This is a genomic window from Pseudomonas sp. N40(2020) (assembly GCF_014472415.1).
GTDB lineage: Bacteria > Pseudomonadota > Gammaproteobacteria > Pseudomonadales > Pseudomonadaceae > Aquipseudomonas.
Genome location: NZ_JACSZV010000055.1, coordinates 20,288 through 37,155 on the forward strand (window position 1 = coordinate 20,288; position 16,868 = coordinate 37,155).

At 50.9% G+C, this 16,868-nt stretch carries 17 protein-coding genes, 1 pseudogene and 1 riboswitch; of the genes and pseudogenes, 7 read left to right on the plus strand and 11 right to left on the minus strand.

What is annotated here, in order from left to right:
- Positions 1 to 120: 120 nt before the first annotated feature.
- The 3 genes from IAI51_RS25410 to IAI51_RS25420 all read right to left on the minus strand — a co-directional run bounded on the left by IAI51_RS25410 (position 121) and on the right by IAI51_RS25420 (position 2,582).
- Positions 121 to 1,410, minus strand: a complete 1,290-nt coding sequence (locus IAI51_RS25410) for a sensor domain-containing diguanylate cyclase (protein WP_187680974.1) — start codon at positions 1,408 to 1,410, stop codon at positions 121 to 123.
- Positions 1,407 to 1,775 carry a phosphonate transporter gene (locus tag IAI51_RS25415; protein ID WP_187680975.1) on the minus strand — a complete coding sequence of 123 codons (369 nt, stop codon included), beginning with the start codon at positions 1,773 to 1,775 and terminating at the stop codon, positions 1,407 to 1,409. Before IAI51_RS25415 ends, IAI51_RS25410 begins: the two co-directional genes overlap by 4 nt.
- 477 nt (positions 1,776 to 2,252) lie before the next feature.
- Positions 2,253 to 2,582 (minus strand): hypothetical protein, encoded by a 330-nt coding sequence (locus IAI51_RS25420; protein WP_187680976.1) that lies wholly within the window; start codon positions 2,580 to 2,582, stop codon positions 2,253 to 2,255.
- Positions 2,583 to 2,792: 210 nt separating this feature from the next.
- On the opposite strand from IAI51_RS25420, the gene IAI51_RS25425 reads away from it, so the two are divergent.
- Positions 2,793 to 3,593: a CHAD domain-containing protein gene (locus IAI51_RS25425; RefSeq protein ID WP_187680977.1), complete on the plus strand. Its 801-nt coding sequence runs from the start codon at positions 2,793 to 2,795 to the stop codon at positions 3,591 to 3,593.
- Positions 3,594 to 3,650: 57 nt separating this feature from the next.
- On the opposite strand, the gene IAI51_RS25430 is transcribed toward IAI51_RS25425, so the two are convergent.
- Together IAI51_RS25430 and IAI51_RS25435 are read right to left on the minus strand one after the other, a co-directional pair.
- A complete protein-coding gene (locus IAI51_RS25430; protein ID WP_187680978.1) occupies positions 3,651 to 3,833 on the minus strand; it encodes a hypothetical protein in 183 nt (60 codons plus the stop codon).
- Positions 3,834 to 3,885: 52 nt separating this feature from the next.
- Positions 3,886 to 4,107 (minus strand): hypothetical protein, encoded by a 222-nt coding sequence (locus IAI51_RS25435; RefSeq protein WP_187680979.1) that lies wholly within the window; start codon positions 4,105 to 4,107, stop codon positions 3,886 to 3,888.
- 231 nt (positions 4,108 to 4,338) lie between these two features.
- Between IAI51_RS25435 and IAI51_RS25440 the strand changes: the two genes are divergently transcribed.
- Positions 4,339 to 4,761 carry an arsenate reductase ArsC gene (locus IAI51_RS25440; RefSeq protein ID WP_187680980.1) on the plus strand — a complete coding sequence of 141 codons (423 nt, stop codon included), beginning with the start codon at positions 4,339 to 4,341 and terminating at the stop codon, positions 4,759 to 4,761.
- A 504-nt stretch (positions 4,762 to 5,265) separates the two neighbouring features.
- Here IAI51_RS25440 and IAI51_RS25445 read toward each other — a convergent pair.
- From IAI51_RS25445 to IAI51_RS25455, 3 genes are all read right to left on the minus strand, one after another.
- Positions 5,266 to 5,631, minus strand: coding sequence for a histone-like nucleoid-structuring protein, MvaT/MvaU family (locus tag IAI51_RS25445; RefSeq protein ID WP_187680981.1), 366 nt, complete (start codon positions 5,629 to 5,631; stop codon positions 5,266 to 5,268).
- Between the two features lie 318 nt (positions 5,632 to 5,949).
- On the minus strand, positions 5,950 to 6,312 hold the full coding sequence (locus IAI51_RS25450) for a response regulator (protein ID WP_187680982.1): 363 nt from the start codon (positions 6,310 to 6,312) through the stop codon (positions 5,950 to 5,952).
- Positions 6,313 to 6,335: 23 nt separating this feature from the next.
- Complete coding sequence (locus IAI51_RS25455; RefSeq protein ID WP_187680989.1) at positions 6,336 to 7,778, minus strand: ATPase domain-containing protein; 1,443 nt, start codon at positions 7,776 to 7,778, stop codon at positions 6,336 to 6,338.
- A gap of 487 nt (positions 7,779 to 8,265) precedes the next feature.
- On the opposite strand from IAI51_RS25455, the gene IAI51_RS25460 reads away from it, so the two are divergent.
- Positions 8,266 to 9,720 carry a TrkH family potassium uptake protein gene (locus tag IAI51_RS25460; protein WP_187680983.1) on the plus strand — a complete coding sequence of 485 codons (1,455 nt, stop codon included), beginning with the start codon at positions 8,266 to 8,268 and terminating at the stop codon, positions 9,718 to 9,720.
- 160 nt (positions 9,721 to 9,880) lie between these two features.
- On the opposite strand, the gene IAI51_RS25465 is transcribed toward IAI51_RS25460, so the two are convergent.
- Positions 9,881 to 10,735: a sensor domain-containing diguanylate cyclase gene (locus IAI51_RS25465; protein ID WP_187680984.1), complete on the minus strand. Its 855-nt coding sequence runs from the start codon at positions 10,733 to 10,735 to the stop codon at positions 9,881 to 9,883.
- A gap of 410 nt (positions 10,736 to 11,145) precedes the next feature.
- A riboswitch (Fluoride riboswitch) is annotated at positions 11,146 to 11,207 on the plus strand.
- Here IAI51_RS25465 and IAI51_RS25470 point away from each other — a divergent pair.
- The 4 genes and pseudogenes from IAI51_RS25470 to IAI51_RS25485 form a co-directional block, all read left to right on the plus strand.
- Positions 11,199 to 11,297: pseudogene (locus tag IAI51_RS25470) on the plus strand (inorganic diphosphatase); the annotation flags it as partial. (Overlaps the previous riboswitch by 9 nt.)
- Before the next feature lie 177 nt (positions 11,298 to 11,474).
- Positions 11,475 to 11,909: a hypothetical protein gene (locus IAI51_RS25475; RefSeq protein WP_187680985.1), complete on the plus strand. Its 435-nt coding sequence runs from the start codon at positions 11,475 to 11,477 to the stop codon at positions 11,907 to 11,909.
- Positions 11,906 to 13,366 (plus strand): ATPase domain-containing protein, encoded by a 1,461-nt coding sequence (locus tag IAI51_RS25480; protein WP_187680986.1) that lies wholly within the window; start codon positions 11,906 to 11,908, stop codon positions 13,364 to 13,366. The genes IAI51_RS25475 and IAI51_RS25480 overlap by 4 nt, the downstream gene beginning before the upstream one ends.
- A 10-nt stretch (positions 13,367 to 13,376) precedes the next feature.
- A complete protein-coding gene (locus tag IAI51_RS25485; protein ID WP_187680987.1) occupies positions 13,377 to 14,402 on the plus strand; it encodes a sensor histidine kinase in 1,026 nt (341 codons plus the stop codon).
- Positions 14,403 to 14,529: 127 nt separating this feature from the next.
- Here IAI51_RS25485 and IAI51_RS25490 read toward each other — a convergent pair whose 3' ends face one another.
- Together IAI51_RS25490 and IAI51_RS25495 are read right to left on the minus strand one after the other, a co-directional pair.
- Positions 14,530 to 15,243 carry a CHAT domain-containing protein gene (locus IAI51_RS25490; RefSeq protein WP_222944291.1) on the minus strand — a complete coding sequence of 238 codons (714 nt, stop codon included), beginning with the start codon at positions 15,241 to 15,243 and terminating at the stop codon, positions 14,530 to 14,532.
- Between the two features lie 387 nt (positions 15,244 to 15,630).
- The gene (locus tag IAI51_RS25495) at positions 15,631 to 16,305 is read right to left on the minus strand and encodes a hypothetical protein (RefSeq protein WP_187680988.1); all 675 of its coding nucleotides are present in this window, start codon (positions 16,303 to 16,305) and stop codon (positions 15,631 to 15,633) included.
- Positions 16,306 to 16,868: the final 563 nt, after the last annotated feature.

A 16,868-nucleotide genomic window follows, 5' to 3' on the forward strand; every position in this document is an offset into this window, starting at 1 on the left:
TCTATCACACAAATAATATCGACCATCTCGGATGGTCAATAATTAAAACACTCTCTAGAAAAAATCAATATATAGATAATTTTCTTGCCTATTTCGCACGCCCCCTTCGGACGCCTTTAATTATAAATCATCAACATCAACTACGCAGTTTCTACCCTTGGATTTTGCATAATAGAGCGCACCATCTGCGGAGACTAACAACTGCTTGAGACTGGATCTCGACTCATTCATTGAAGCATAGCCAATACTGACGGTGATTTTTATTTTCTCACCACCAGCATCCACACTAGATGCCTCAATGCTGCTCCTAAGTCGCTCCGCAATAACTGACGCCTCGATACTATTGATCTTAGGCAACATAACGACAAACTCTTCGCCCCCAAACCTAGCTATAGTATCTCCTGGACGAAGAACTCCCTCAGCAATTTTCACTATAGACTTAAGAACTTCATCGCCAACTGGATGCCCCCAGCTATCATTAACATGCTTGAAGTGATCGGCGTCTAGCATGACTATAGATATTGAATGTTGATATCGATTTGCCCTAGCAAACTCTTTCTCTGCCAAGTTGAAAAAGTGAGCACGATTAACTGCGCCTGTGAGATGGTCTTTAGTGAGTAAATTAGCCAGATTATCACTCGACACCTTTCGCTCTGTTATATCGCGAAATACAACGGTATAGCCAGAAAACTCGTCATCTTCGTCACGCAGAACGGCGATCATTGTTTGAGCAAAAAAATTGTGTCCTGATTTGTGTTGGCAAAGATAGTCTCGTGAGTGCCAACCTTCTTCACGGGCGAATGTGAGTTGCTCATCCAAAATATCAACTTCCAAGGCGGACAAATTACAGAAGCGACCCAGCTTCTCACCAATAGCCTCGGATTCTGTGTAACCTGTTAAACGCTCTGCCGAAGCACTCCAGCTATTGATTACCCCCTGCTTAGTCAAACCGAGAACTGCGAAGTCGTTAACAATCGTATAGATGGCGTCTAACCAAGAGTCCGTCTGCCTCAATCTCCTTTCTGTTGCGACTTGGCAAGAGATATCAGTCAAAACTGTTATCAGGACATCTTCGTTGACCTTTACGATTGTACATGCGAGGACAATACCTCCGTCAGCTGCTGACGACACGTGAACTCTATGGTTTACACATATTGATCCGCACGACTCTCTAAAGCTCGTTACGAGGTTACGTAATTCAGGCGCCACAGAAGAAAGCGTCTCAAACAAGTTTTCAAGCCCTAGAGACTTAACTAGCGGCATCAACAATTGAGTTGCCATCGGATTAAGCATATCAATCTTGCCGCTTGGATCGGTTCTTACCAACCCTACGGGCGATAGATACATAAATGACAGTAGCGCTTCATACTCAGATTCAATTGAATCATTATCGTGCTCATCATTAATCATTTTGAAATCGCCCGATCAACCAGCAGGAAGCGGGTGTTCGAATCACTTTCTTTCAGCAATCTTAACCTAACGGGTATTGGTCGCATTCTAAGTGCGAGGACATAAGAAATGATCACATCCAACTCAGATTCATTGTCAAATCTTTGAGCGACCATAGCATTATTTAAGCAGGGAGCAATTTCCAGAAATAAGTTCTTACCTAAAACACGCGCCTGCCTTAAGGCCGCACTTGAGGCTTCATAAGCATTGTACACTACCACTTCTGAGCTGCCATTAAAGCCAATAACACCAAAGTCTAGATCGTCCAGTCGGTCAGGTGCGGCCAACAATGCCTGTATCGATGCTTCTTCGAATGTAAGATTCATTTCCCTGCTCACTCGCGAAGTAAAATGTTGATTTGAGCACATCCTGGGCTGGCTTTATCCACCTAACCGCACTGTAATGAGCGCCCTCTCTTTTCAGTATTCAATGCTGACATATCAGCAACCGAAAATTTTTTGAGAACGGACGGGTGTTTGCCAATTTAACCTTGAGGCCCTGTTCCACTGTCTCGCATCTCAAGCGCCTCCCTTCGGTACGCTGCAATACAGTGTAGTATCAAATCAAGAATAGCTCCTCATTTTACATTGGGCTGCCCACTCAGTTTTTTAACCCGCTCCCTGACTATCAATCAGGGGAGCTATCGATCCTTTATGGCGGTTTTTTTGATATTGATACTCAAGCACCTCTGGCTACGGCGCACTTGAGCTTAACAAAGCATTGGCTTCTCGACGCAGGCCTTTGCAATATCGCACTTCGCGTTGCCGTCTACTGGTCAATCATGGCAAGGGCCTAGTTCACTATTACGCTCTGCTGCTTCCCCGAAGAATATTCCAAGCTCTTGCAAGCGGATTGGCCGCCTTAAGCTGAGCGCTCTTGGACGCCACAACCTTGTGCTCGATGTTTTCCAGGTATTGGATCTTTAATTGATCTGCCAGCGGAGCAAGCACCGGGTTGCCCCTAAATCCAGCTAAGTGCGAGTCGATTACCGCCGATGTTTGCTTGGCAGCCGCCGCGACACTGGCGGGAATGGACGGGTCAAAGCGAATCGCCTCTAGCGTTAGATCAAGCTGCTGCAATATGGCCTCTGCATCACGCATCTGTTCACGAACTGCGTCTAGGGATATCTGCATCGTCCACTATCCTTAGTGAGGTTAATTGGGTGGGATTGAAAGAGCGCGCTGCGCTCAGTGCGCTGACTTGAAACTGAAATAAAATTGTAGGCTACAGTGAGCAAGGCGTGTGGCGACTGATAGGGATCAATGTCGTTCGTTGCGCGAAATGGAGACGGCACCAATTGCTGCTAGTCTTTTCGAGGTGTGATCACAGGGGAGGCTCACTGCATGTCGTTCGCCGACAAATTTGTGGCTGAAATACTGAGTCTACAAGTGAGACTGTACAACGCACATGCACGTCTTGAGGCGCGCACGGATGGTGAGGCGTTACACGATCTAAGGATAGCCGTACGACGAATTAGAAGCCTGCTGAGACCTTTCCGCTCAGTAGAGGAGATGCAGGTGCTGAGCGAGGCTGCTGCGGAGGTTGGTCAGCAGACTACGCCGGCGCGCGATCTGGAAGTCCTCATCCAAGAACTAGAAAATAGAAAACTACCCCAGCTGGCACAACCCAGACGTCTCAAGCTGAACAACTTCTATGAGGCCGTCCTCAATGGCTTGCCGCTGAAACGGCTAATGGCGGCACTCGATGCGTGGCCTCAAGGTTTCCGTGCAGTTGAGCTCAAAGGAGGATGGTCGGGTATCCAGCCGAGTATTGAAAAAACGATCAAAAAGCAGGTCGACCGGCTCCATGTCGCGATAGAAAATAAGGAGTTTGACCGGCACGAATTGAGGGTGTTGGTAAAACGCACTCGCTACCTGACGGACGCGTTTCCGGCGCTGTCCCCGCTGTCGAATAGCGAGAACAAGATATTGAAAAGCTTGCAATCAGCTCTAGGTGATTGGCACGACCACTACCAGTGGTGCCAGCAGGCGTTGATTGAAAAGGATCTACTTCCATTACAGGCTGTATGGACGGCCTGCGCTGCAGCCGCCCTTGAAGAGGCTGAGGCCCGGTTGTCGGAAGCAGCAAAGCAACTTCCAAAATCGCTGAGCAAAAAAAAGCTGCCTAAGTTGGCAGCTAAGTAAAGAGCCCGCGATGAGCACGATGTATGCCGACATTATGCTGACTCTTTTGAGTCATCTTCATGACAGTGCCTCGTCAGCGAGATAGATGTGCTCTGGCAGGGAGTGCGGTGCATTTATCCGATCTGTCAGCCGAATGACAAATGCCTCCGCCTCGATATAGGTAGAGAACCTGACACGGCAGGTGTCGAGCACAACAAACCATCCGGTATCCGTGTCTGCCTCTTCGATTTTGATCAACATCCTTGGAGTCCTTTCGCTGGGTGGCATCAGGGCGGAATGGGTGGCGCTCCCTTCAGAGAGAATTGGAGTCTAGCTCCTTCAGCGCATTGATCTGTGCTCTGATGCGTTCCGAATTGATATCGAGTGTCGACACCGCCCCCAAGATGGTGCTGGAAGCTTCCGTTCCACCTCGCTGATCAATCCACATCCCTATCGACTCGACAGCATCCGCCAGCGCGAGCTGGTTTTCGTGGAGGGCTTCCAAAATAGCTGACAGCTGGTTTTGAACTGACATGACGCCACCTCATCAATACAAAATTGAGCTTAGCAGACGCCCCGCGCCGGTTTGCATTACGAAAGCGCCGCTGGTATGCCGTGCATCCCCTCTGGAGCGAAGTCGCGTTTAGAAGGCTAATACAGAGGCTCAATGCTGTTCGTCGAGAAACTCCGTGAGCCTTCTAAATGCTGCTGTAATCACTGAGGATCTGGCCAAGGCTTAACCATCTGCTCTAACTGGGAGATAACCATGTCAGAGAAGTACCGAGTGCTGTTCGTGTGTGCGAAAAACGACGTTCGCTCACTGTTAGCTGAGGCTTTGTTAAGACACACTGACTCCGGCCACTTTGAGGCATTCAGCGCAGGGCTGACCGTTGGTGAAACCGATCAGCGCACGCTCGAAACGCTCGGGCATATTGGCGTCGATTCAACTGGGCTACGAAGCAAGTCAATCGACGAATTTCAGGGGCAGGATTTTCACTACGTTGTCACCTTGTGTGACAAATCATCCGAGGAGGCATCCCGGATGCCATCATCAGAAGAGATAATGACTTGGAACTTCGAGGATCCGGCTACCAGTGAAAAGCCTGAGCCTTTTCGCCATGCCCTCCAGGAAATCCATGACCGCATCAAGATGTTCGTCACGGTAAAAACTCGAAATACCTCAGCGTAGGCCTACCCATCGCTTCAGAGCCTAAGGCGGTCAAAAACGGTCGTCCAGAATGCCAGCCAGTAACCGTTGATCCTTCGTCATCGCCCTGCCTTCTAACTGTCACATTCGTCACTTAGGTTTCTTTCGCCAAGATGCTCAAAGGGGGCTTTATGAATAGTGCGTGCTGGCTAAAGACTCGGCGCATAGCTGCCAACCTCAGTTCACGAAGGAGGATCATTAGTGCGTTTTGTAGCCGTAATTCTCCAGTGATCAGAACAGCTGAATACCAGGCTACCCTTTTACAGCGATATCCAATGGGTCTCATAAGCAGTGCTGAAGTCGAAGCCTTGTTGGACAGTTGGCTTCCCTCTGCCAGGCGTTATCCGAGGTTGGATCTCACCTGATGCCGGATAACTTATAAGGTGCTTTGGATTGATCAAAAACAAGTCACGGGAGAGCAGTTACTGATTTGACTACAAAACAAAAAAAGGGCCCTGAAGGGCCCTATGTTCTTACATCCCGAAATTACTTGGTCAGCCAGGACTCGACGGTCGCGGCGCCGTGCTTTGTTTTCCAATCTTTCAGCGTTTTATGATTGCCGCCTTTAGTTTCGACGACTTCCCCAGTATGCGGATTTTTATAAACCTTCAACTGTCGAGGCTTGCGACTACTGGTTTTGGACTCGACGGCTGGAGCGCGACGGCCTGCTTGCGGATCCAGCAGGTTGATCACGTCCTTAAGGCTGTAGCCGTATTTTGCGAGCAAATCGCGCAGCTTCGTTTCGAATTCGATTTCTTTCTTAAGGCCAGCATCACCCTTGAGGGCTTCGAGCGTTTGGAGCTGTTCGGCGAGGTGTTTTTCGAGTTGGCGGAATTCTGCGAGTTTCGACATAAAAAGTTCTCGATGTGTGTGATACCAGAAGGTTACACCATAAATTACATCGCGAACTTACACACAGTCGTGTTTTACTGCTTCAGCTCCTAATCAAAGCCGCTGGACAGATTACGAGGTGATGGCGTGCTGGGTTTATCGAAAGCTATCCAAATCATAGTAGACGCGGTTGCGCTTTACATATTGGTCGAATCGGAGCGAATGGCGATCTATTACGCCCGTGCTAAGCACCTTGCCTACAAGCTCTGCCAGCCGAACAACTGACGCTTAGTTGAGGGGGGGGCTGAGGATGATCTGGGTATGCAGGTCGAACACCCACTAATCAGAAGCCAAAAGCTTTTTAACTTCGGCAATGATCAAGTCGATGTCGAATGGCTTTGCCAACACCGCATCAAACAGATCCGATCTCTGCATACCGATGTGTGCCTGAGCACCGCTCATCAGGATGATCGGCAATTGATTAGCGGAAGGGAGAGCTCGAACGGCTGTGGCGAACTCTAGGCCGTCCATCACCGGCATCATAAAGTCGGTAATGATCAAGGCAGGACGTTCTCTATCCAGTACTTCGAGCCCTTTTCGACCATTGCTGGCCGTTACCACCATGAACCCCTCATCCTCCAGCGCGAAGCTGAGAATGTCAGCGATCAAATACTCGTCGTCGACGACCAAAATGGTGGTCATGTTAATTCAACCCGCACAAAGGTTTAAGATCTTGAACCGGGCGATGACTCAGTGGGAACTGAAGGTTCATGTCTTGAAGCCTTTTTCAGGAAAACATCATGATCACGGATCACGACCTCAAATCGCGAAGGGTCGTAAGAGCTGTCTCGTACTTTAAGAATGGAAAGTGTTCTGCTTAGTTCAGAGTGATTCTCAGAGAATCGCATCAGCATCAAGTTGTCGACGATACTCGACAGGTCGGAGTTTGGTGCGCTGACCTCGGAGCCAAAAAGATCGCGCATTTCCCAAGAGGCAAACACCGTAACGCCCCTGGATCGCAGCTCGTTCATCAGCGCACTGAAGAAGTCAGTAATCCGCGCCGGATTCGTCGTGACTCGTGTCATACCGCTGAGGCTATCGATGAACAGGCGCTTGATACCCTTTTCTTCAACGATACTTAGCAGTCGTGCGCCTAGTCCATCCAGCAGGCCTTCAGTAGTAGGCTGCCAGGCAATAATCAGGGCGCCGCTGTCCTCCATACCTTTGATATCAATACCCAGTGATTGGCCTTTGAGTCGCAACCGTTGTGGGCTTTCGTAGAAACCAAAATGTAGGCCCGGAGCTTCCACAGTCGACTCAGATAGAAATTTGAGGCCAAGTGTTGTTTTACCGATCCCGGAGGGGCCTATTACCAGAGACACGCTGGAACTGTGCAGGCCTCCGCCTAAGATGTCGTCCAGTGATTCAATGCCACTGGCGATACGCGTCATATCGGCGCTGTCGGGAGAGGACGGATGGCTGTAGAGACTTTCGAGTCGTGGATAAACAACCAAGCCATTGTCGGTAATTTCACACTCGTGAAGACCGGTCATTGCTCCGCTGCCGCGAGTTTTACGCAGCTGAATTCGACGCACCGAACGAGTGCCATACAACTCTTCGCCCATCTCAATCACGCCATCAACCATCGTGTGCTCAGGACTGCCATCGTCAAGGCGAGAACTGGTTAGAAACAGCACCGTGCAACCAGCAAAAGCAGCGTGCCCTTGCAGCTCAGAGATGAATTTCTTGGTGTCGATGTGTGAATCAGCTTTTGAGCGCGCATTGAGCAAACCGTCCACAACCATCACGGTGGCTTTCTGACGGCTTATCTCGCGCCGGAGCAGTTTCACCACCTCGTCCAGTCCTTCGTTTTCCAGGGTGTCGAACGCGCTGACAAACTGAATTTCGGCGCCGACCTTGGAAGAGTCGAAAAAGCTCAGAGTAGAGAGGAACTGAAAAAGACGGTCGTGTGATTCGGCCAGCAGCGTTGCGACTAAAACCCGGCCACCATTTTCTGCATGATGGAAACCGAGCTGGTTGGCGAGAATCGTTTTTCCAGACCCTGGGCGCCCTTGGATTATGTATGAAGAGCCTGCTACCAGCCCGCCCTTGAGCAGAGCGTCGAGCCCTTCGATTCCACTTTCGAGGCGTTTTAGCTTTTCCACAATGCGACCCTGATCTGAAAAACAGGCTGTTTAAGCCGAGGTGAGGCGGAATGCTAACGCCATTTTCGTTCTAGAGCCATTGGGCTCTAGATCATGGCTAGCTAAGAAAGTTGTTTGTCCCGATCCAAGGCCGCCGCTTACTCGGACGACCTACTACCTCGCTTTGGGCGGATTGCTTTGAGAAATTCCTTTTGGCAATATCAGCCACCTGCGCTTCTTTTGTCAGTTTTCCATCCCTCTCAGTTGGGAACTGCGTAGTTGAGAAGCGCAGGTAAAAACCCGGCCAAGTGTCGGGTTTTTTATTTGCCGGTCAAATTTCGATCAGTATGATTCGAGGAGGATTTGTGAGCGAATGAAGGCGAGCTAGCTTCTGCCACATAACAGGCGAACCTTAATTGACTGATTGCCCGTAGAAATTTTACGCAAAATTTACGGGGCTTGGAGGTTGAGCATCCGATACTGCGCGGCGCTAATTTGGCAGGCTACTTTTATGTCCCTCGCAGCAATGCGGCTTATCGGCTTCATCTTAGGCATTTTCCTGATCACGCTGGCTGTTAGCATGGTAATTCCCATGATCACGCTGGTGGTCTATGAGCGCAGCGACGATCTGTCAGCCTTTCTCTGGTCGAGTTTGATTACCTTCATCTGTGGCCTCCTGCTAATCATGCGAGGGCGCCCAGATACTGGCCAGCTTCGTCCGAGGGATATGTACCTGCTGACTACCGGTAGTTGGGTGGTGGTGTGCACCTTCGCAGCGTTGCCAATGGTGTTCATCAGCGACATCAGCTACACCGACGCGTTCTTTGAAACGATGTCTGGCATCACAACCACCGGCTCAACTGTACTGAGCGGATTGGATACAGCCTCTCCTGGGTTGTTGATCTGGCGCTCGATGCTGCACTGGCTGGGTGGCATCGGCTTCATCGGCATGGCTGTGGCGATCCTTCCACTGTTGCGAGTAGGTGGCATGCGTCTTTTCCAGACAGAGTCCTCAGACTGGTCGGAGAAAGTGACGCCGCGCTCCCATGTGGCAGCCAAGTACATCCTCTTTCTCTATCTGGGACTTACTGGCATCGGGGCTCTGGCACTCTGGATAGCGGGAATGACGCCGTTTGAAGCGGTCAACCACGCCATGTCGCTGATCTCTACTGGCGGATTCTCTACTTCGGACGCCTCGCTTGGGCATTGGACGCAGCCAGCGATTCACTGGATAGCGGTGATCATCATGATTCTGGGCAGCCTACCGTTTACCCTCTATGTCGCTACATTGCGCGGCAATCGGCGTGCGCTGCTCAAGGATCACCAGGTACGCGGGTTTATTGGTTTCCTGATTGCTACTTGGCTAGCGGTGGGGACATGGCTGTGTTTTCACAGCGACCACGGATGGTGGGATGCGTTTCGTATCGTGGCCGTCAATGTGACCTCGGTCGTCACAACCACAGGAGTTGCTCTAGGCGATTACACCTTGTGGGGCAGCTTCGCGGTCTTGCTTTTTTTCTATCTGACCTTCGTCGGTGGGTGTTCAGGCTCAACAGCTGGAGGCCTTAAAATTTTCCGTTTCCAAGTTGCTGGAGCTCTATTAGTGAGTAGCCTGAAGCAGTTGATCCATCCTCGTGCAGTGATTCAGAAGAAGTACAACGGTCATCCGATTGATGAAGAGATCTTGCGTTCGCTTTTGACCTTCTCATTCTTCTTCACCATCACCATTGCAGTGATCGCCCTAGGACTCGCCCTGATCGGACTAGATTGGACAACAGCGTTGAGCGGAGCCGCCACTGCAGTGTGCAACGTGGGGCCAGGCTTAGGCACAATCATCGGGCCTGCTGGTAACTTCTCATCATTGCCTGACGCAGCAAAATGGTTGCTCACCATCGGTATGCTGCTGGGACGGTTGGAGATACTCACCGTGCTGGTACTCATCACACCGGTTTTTTGGAAGTATTAGTCCTCTTAATAGATAGGTGAATACCATAGGCGCAAAAGAGCCTGTCATTCACATTAATCTCTATTGAGTTACTATAAAACGCTGCATGAAATTTCTAAAACAAACTTACATTACTTCTTACAACCTTATTAGTGCAGCTTATCGCCCCACTCTTAACTCTCTAGTTGCAATACCTCTTCATACGGTACATTTCACTATCAGAGTGAGTAAGTAGTGTATCGGCATCCTTTCCGTGCTCGGGATAATATGCAACGCCAATACTACACAATGGCATCTTGAGTGTGCCGAACTCAGTGCCCAGTGGCTCAGCCATGACTTTGTGAATCTGCTCTAGTTTTTTGGAAATCGTGTCCCTCGACTGGACTTCTGTCAGCAGCACCGTGAATTCATCGCCGCCAATGCGAGCCACGGTGTCTGTCTCAAGCACACAGCTTTTTAGACGTTGGGCAACAATGCACAGAACACGATCTCCCGCTGCGTGACCATGGACATCATTGATACTCTTGAAGTCATTTATATCCAAAAATAGTAAAGCTAGCTCATTACCGTCGCGCTGCGCAGTCTGCAGTGCAGATATCAGTCGATCACTAAAGAGCGACCGATTCGTTAATTTCGTCAGAGGATCATGATGAGCAAGGAAGCGTAATTCCTCTTCGGCTTTAGCTAAAGCTGTAACGTTTCTTGCGACCCCAATCCTAGCACCAACCTCCTCCGACCAAAATGCAGCCCACAGAATGTAGACGACTGCCCCATCCTTACGGATGTAACGGTTCCGGAAATCGAAATGAGGTTGACCATTCATGACCCGGGTAATCGAAGCCCGCGTCGCATCCAAGTCTTCAGGATGCATATAACTGGTGATATTGGTGCCAATCAGTTCATCAGTGCGGTAGCCCAACAGGGCCTTACAGGCATCACTCACAAAAACAATGTGATCGCTTTCATCAACCACAAAAACAGTATCCAGCATTAGGTGGATCAGTTTGGGGTAGAGCGCTTGTAAATCGATGGCCATAAGTCATGTGGGATCTGAGTCGTAGAGCGCGATCATATCCCGATTTATAGGGTGGACTGCGAGGAATCTTGTAAGCATAAGGTATGCTCAGAGTATGAGCACGGTACGCGATTTCTTCACCCACGCTCCGAGTTGGAAACGAATTTGAGGGAATAATCACTGAGTTGACTCACGAGGCTGATACGTTGAGCTCGTTGCTTGCTGAGCAGGAGGCTGTGAAGGCTGCCAGGAAGAAGTACAAGTATGTTGAGGTCGTATCGGTTAAATCGGTGTAGAAGCCCCACCTGGCCTGATTAGGCGAATGATCGGCCCGTACCGGGATCACAGATGAAACATCCTGCCTCGCCAAAGTGGCCTTAAGATCGCTCGCATGCAGGTGCTCTTGATGCCATTGGCGCTGATGCTACAGGATCAAATTAGGAGATGGCATTCCTCCTTTAACCGCCTTCGTGCTGATGATGCCTACCCGGTATCGCTTGGCGTTGTCATTCGTAGTCGCCAGGTTGGTGTGATGTACATGACAGGCGAAGCTGGAACGGATGCCAAGGTAATCGCAGTTCCTTGTGTAGTTGTACCGCGATAGCAATTTGTCCTTGTAAACCTGATGGATCGAGGAACAACCCTGTATGGCTGATAAATCATTGAAAATGATAGTAGCTACTGATCAATAGCCAATTGAGCCTCTGGCATTCGTTATAGGGTGTACCATCAAGCTCTGCCCTTTAGAAATCAGCTAGCCATGTCCGCGCTAAACGAAGAGAGCCGCCAGATCGTAGCTTCTCTGGCGCACCAGGTTGGCCCTAATGCTGATGCTGCAAGCATCGCTCAAGCGATTGTTTCAATTTTGCAGGCAATGGACGCTGCGCTTACCCCCATCATTGGTCAGCAGGGGGTCGTAGCGCTTTATCGACGCAGCCTTCATCTCTGCGCCTCCCGCCATCCGCGCCTGGCCCACATATCTGATCGTGCGCAAACAGCGCAGGATCTGAACGCTCTTAATTCTGAACTCGTTACAGAAAGCGAAGCAGACGCCTTGTTTTTTGGTGAAGTGCTACTGATCACCTTCTACGAACTGCTGACTACGCTGATCGGGCCCTCGCTCACCGCACGCTTGCTTCGTGACGTGTGGAAACCTTCTTTGAGCGACACATCTGCGCAGGAAAATTCGCCATGAACACCAAAGTGACTATCAACCGCCTGGCCACCGGGGTGCCAGGATTGGACGAGGTGCTGGGCGGGGGATTGCCGGAGTTTTCGTTCAACCTTATCGCCGGCCCGCCTGGCTGTGGCAAAACCACCCTGGCGCATCAAATGATGTTCGCCTTGGCGACGCCCGAGCGTCCGGCATTGTTCTTCACCGTGCTCGGCGAACCTCCGTTGAAGATGCTGCGTTACCAACAGCAATTCGACTTTTTCGACGACGAAGCCATCAATCAGTCGATCCGTTACATCAACCTGGCCAGTGACACCCTGGCGGGGGATTTGGATGAAGTGTTACGCCGCATCGTCGCTGACGTAGAGGCGTACTCTCCGGCGCTGGTGTTCGTCGACTCGTTTCGTTCAGTCGTGCTCGCGAGCCAAGCGCAGGACAACCCCAACAACAACTTGCCGCAATTCGTTCAGCAACTGGGCATGTTGATGACCACCTGGCAGGCGACGACCTTCCTGATTGGCGAATACTTCACCGAAACCGACACCAACCCGATTTTCACCGTGGCCGATGGCCTGATCTGGTTGCGACAGAGCGTTCAGCGCAACTCGATGGTGCGCAAGCTGGAAATCATGAAGATGCGCGGCCAGCCAACGCTGCCAGGCCTGCACACCTTCCGCATCGCTACATCGGGCATCAAGGTTTTTGCGCCAGCCCAACTCAACCAGGTTGAAGCCCCCCCGCCGCTTCCAATGCAGCGCCTGAAAATGGGTGTGCCACAGCTCGACGAGATGCTTGGCGGGGGCTTGCCCCGGGGTTACTCACTACTTGTGGCAGGCCCATCAGGTTCGGGCAAAAGCATTCTGGCTGCGACCTTTCTCGCTGAAGGTGCGCGCAACGGCGAAACCGGCGTGATCGCAATGTTCGAGCAACGGCCCAATCACTCCCAGAACACCACCCTCGCGAGTCTTATCCAGAGCGGACAGATCGGACTGGTGGACAGCCGCGCGCCGGACTTGTCCATCGACGAAATCGTCCAGTTGCTGTTAAGCGAGATCAAACGGCTGAATGCCACACGCGTGGTGATTGACTCACTGTCAGGCTTCGAACTGGCGCTGGCGCCGACCTTCCGCGAAGACTTCCGTGAGTCTCTGTCGCGCATGGTTACAGCCCTCACCAGCGTGGGCGTCAGCGTGCTGATGACCTCCGAGCTGGAAGACCGCTACACCGATCTGCGCTTCAGCCCCTACGGCACGGCATTTCTCACCGACGCCATCATCGTCCAGCGCTACATTGAAGTGCAGAGCCGCTTGTTGCGCATCATGGCCGTGGTCAAGGTGCGAGCCAGCGCTCATTCCGATGAGCTGCGGTTGTACCAGATAGACGATGACGGCTTGCAGATCGGCGAAATGTTGCCGGACAAGGAGGGTTTGTTAGGGGGACGACCGACCCAACAGCGTACGGACACATTCGAAGGATGAGCGAAATATCATGAGCGAGGGTAACGGCAAGAATGAGCAAGCCATAGCTACCGCAGCACGCGAGCTGTTCCTTCTCGGCCAGAAAACGGTCGCGGCGCGGGCGGTGCTCGCGGCGGTGCATAAGGAACTCAACCAAGCCAATACCCAGCTCGTCGATAGCCAGCAGGTCGAGCAACTGATTGAAGCCAACCAGCAGCTAGTGCTGGCAATTCTGTCGGCGCAGTCGGAGGCTGAAAGTCCGAAATTCGTTCAAGCAGAGCAGCAAATGTACCTGGAGATGCGCGAAGCCAATGAACAATTGGTGATAGCCGCGCTCAGCGCACAAGACCTGCAGGTTGCAGCGGAACATGCGCTGGAGCAGCAACGCAACTTCCTCAACCTGGTTGCACACGAACTTCGCAACCCCCTAACTCCTATTAGCATGATTGCTGGCAGACTGGTACGTGTGCCTAGCGAAGAGTTGCCGCGCATGCAGATGTTGATTGAGGGGCAGGTGAAGCAGATGTCACGGTTGGTCGAGGACTTACTCGATATTGCCCGCGCCAGCACCGGCAAGTTTCGCCTTGATTGCCACTCTCTCGATATGACTCAGATCATTCATGAGGCGATAGATGCCTCCATACCGATTATGGTCGCTCATAGTCTACATTTTAGATCGGAACTGCCGGAGTGTGCGCTGATGGTGAACGGCGATCCGTCACGCCTCACTCAAATCCTTGGCAATCTACTGGGCAACGCAGCCAAGTACACGCCTGCGGATGGCACGGTTACTCTTACAGCGAAAATTGAAGCTGAGCATCTGGAGATTCGCATTTGCGATACCGGTATCGGTATAACTCCCAAAGCTCTGCCGTTCATCTTTGAGCCATTTGTACAGGATGTTCACGCGGTTGGGTTCAATGGGGAAGGCCTGGGGATTGGTCTGACAGTGGTACGCGAGTTAATCGAAGCCCACGGCGGCACAGTTACTGGTACAAGTGCAGGCGAAGGCAAGGGGAGCGAATTTGTGATGACATTACCCTTGGTAATTCATTGAAGCCATCTAGGTGGCATATCTGAGCAACTAACGCTCTGCCCATGCATAACCGTAATAATGGTCATTTAATCCAATTTTTTCGCGGCAGTGAGCCCTTGTGCCTTTCGCGAGCGATGTCATGGCTCATTCATGCACGTGAATTGCGGTTTTTTGATTTTGCTAAAGGACGCACAAGCGTCAAGTCTTCATCCGAAAGCCCCTCCTTCAGATGGAGCTCAGGAATATCGGACTGAGAAAGATCCTCCATCATCAGCGCAGATTTGGCCTGTTCAAATGCCTTCGGGATTGAGTAACCGAAGCCAATGCTGGAGTAAAACTGGGAGGAAAATACGCGAGCACCTTCATCGCCGATTTCACGATTCATACCGATTGCAGCATCTATCTTTTCAACGCTGCTTCGTGCCTGATTGAAAGAGAAACAAGTATTGAAAAATACAAGTTTAACGCTCTCAGAGCCGAACGCGATTGCACTCACTATCCCCTCCTTTGAAACGTGCTTTGGCCTACCATGGTCATCCTGAAGAACCAATGCATCTGCCGAAGTGCCATGGCCACTGAAATGCACAATCGTCGGGTGGAGTTCATTTATAGCCTGCAGGATATCCATCGGTCTGACCGCCCAACGCGTCTGAAAATTAACGGCATCCCGATACTCTGAAGCCCTGAGTTTTTCCCCAATCGATCTTGCCTCCTCATCGAGCGCAAGCTTGTTGGTTCCTGGATCTGACGCCATAAAAAGTACGGTGATCCGTTCAGGTAATGCCCTCAGCATCTGAATCTGCAAAGCCGTTTCTACGTGCAAATCTTCATGCCTAGCCAGCCCTGCTCCAATCTCACGCATACGGCGCTCTCGAATCTGCTCTGTACGCTTATGTTCGGTCTGCTGTTTCTTAAGTTCAGCATCGCGTTTTTTCTTAGCTGCGTCCTGTTTTTTCTGTTCTCGACGCCAAATCCAAGCCTTTGGAGCTGGCTTATCAGGAGCTGGTCTTCGGTGCTGGATGCTTCATGCTACTCGCGATTCTAACAACCATCAGAGAGCTCACTGTATGACCGAAAAAAGAGTGCAAAATAACGAAAACAAAACTCCCCCTCCGCCTCCTACCACGGAATACCAGCGAAGATCCGAAGAGCCGGCCGTAAATCGGCAGACACCACCTACCAAGCGCTGATCTGCGAGCCAGTCCTGTTTAGGACTGGCATTGGTGCTATTCAGCAAGCGAAATGCATTTCAGCTGCGCAGCTCTAAACGCGCCATGAACTTTTGAACCTCAATATCCAGCTCATCAAAAAATTTCCCCAGCTCAGCAATTAGATGAGTGATGAAATCTTGATGAATATGCACGCGATGGCCTGGATCCCCCGACAAACCTTCTGTAGCTTGTACAAACCTATTGAGCCTGTCGTTGCTATCTGCAGATAAAACTCCTCCTGCATGCACCATTTTATTCCGTAGGCGATTCACCTCTTTCACGAATGACAAACCTGAAACCCCGCTAAGATCAAACCCCGCAACCTTCCTTAGGAACAGGCACGCTCGTTCAACGCCCTGCCCGCTCAAGTCCGTGAGCTTGAGAGGTGTTCCCATCGAAGTAGTTAGGGTTTCGCAAAGACCATTCAACTGATCCTCAACGAATACATAGATGGAGATAACGAGAGTCGATCGATGTATGTCGGGATATTTGAATTGATTGAGATGTAAATCCCAAGCGTAAGAATCGACGATATCTTCTTCGCTCGATTTCGGATACTTCTTCAGTATCCCTGCGATTTCTTCCTGAAGAATTTCATCCTCTCGGCGCCATAGCTTTTCAGTCAGAAAGTGGAAGTCCGCAAGCTCCTGAAGTTCTCGCTGTGCTAAATCGCAGTAAAAACACAGCCCACTTTCAAAAAAATCCAATTTCATACCTCACCTTTTATTTTGACGTTTCAATGGCAGACATGGCATGGCTGCGAGATGTTCTGATGAGCAACCAGGTGGCTCGCCTGAGTTGAGCGCAGTGCTGAACAGGGCGTTTGGCGAAGGATTAGAGGTGTTTGAGCGCAAAGAGACGTAGGCAAGAAGGTTGATTAGCCGAGAACGGCGGAAGCCAAATGACAAGCACGATGAAGCCCGCTCAAAAGTGGTTTTTCAGCAATCGGTTTAGCACCAGGTATCTTCAGCATGCGAAAAGCTCTAATCGAGCACCGCCCCACGACAGTTCCCCTGGGGCGGTGTGAGACCAGAAGAATCAACGACAAATCTAAGCCTTCAGGCGCGACGGTCGCTGAGGCTTCAACTCATCGAATTGTGCATAAACCCAATCTTTTACCTCTTTTCTCCCTTGGGTCGTGGACGGAAGTGTAGTGGTCAACTAATCCCGGACACGACGTTAAGTTTTTTCTCGGCCTGAGCTGGGGCCAGTCCGTTATTGAATTGGTGCGGTCTAATCCAGTTGTACCGATGCATCAGGTAATGACTGATGTCGC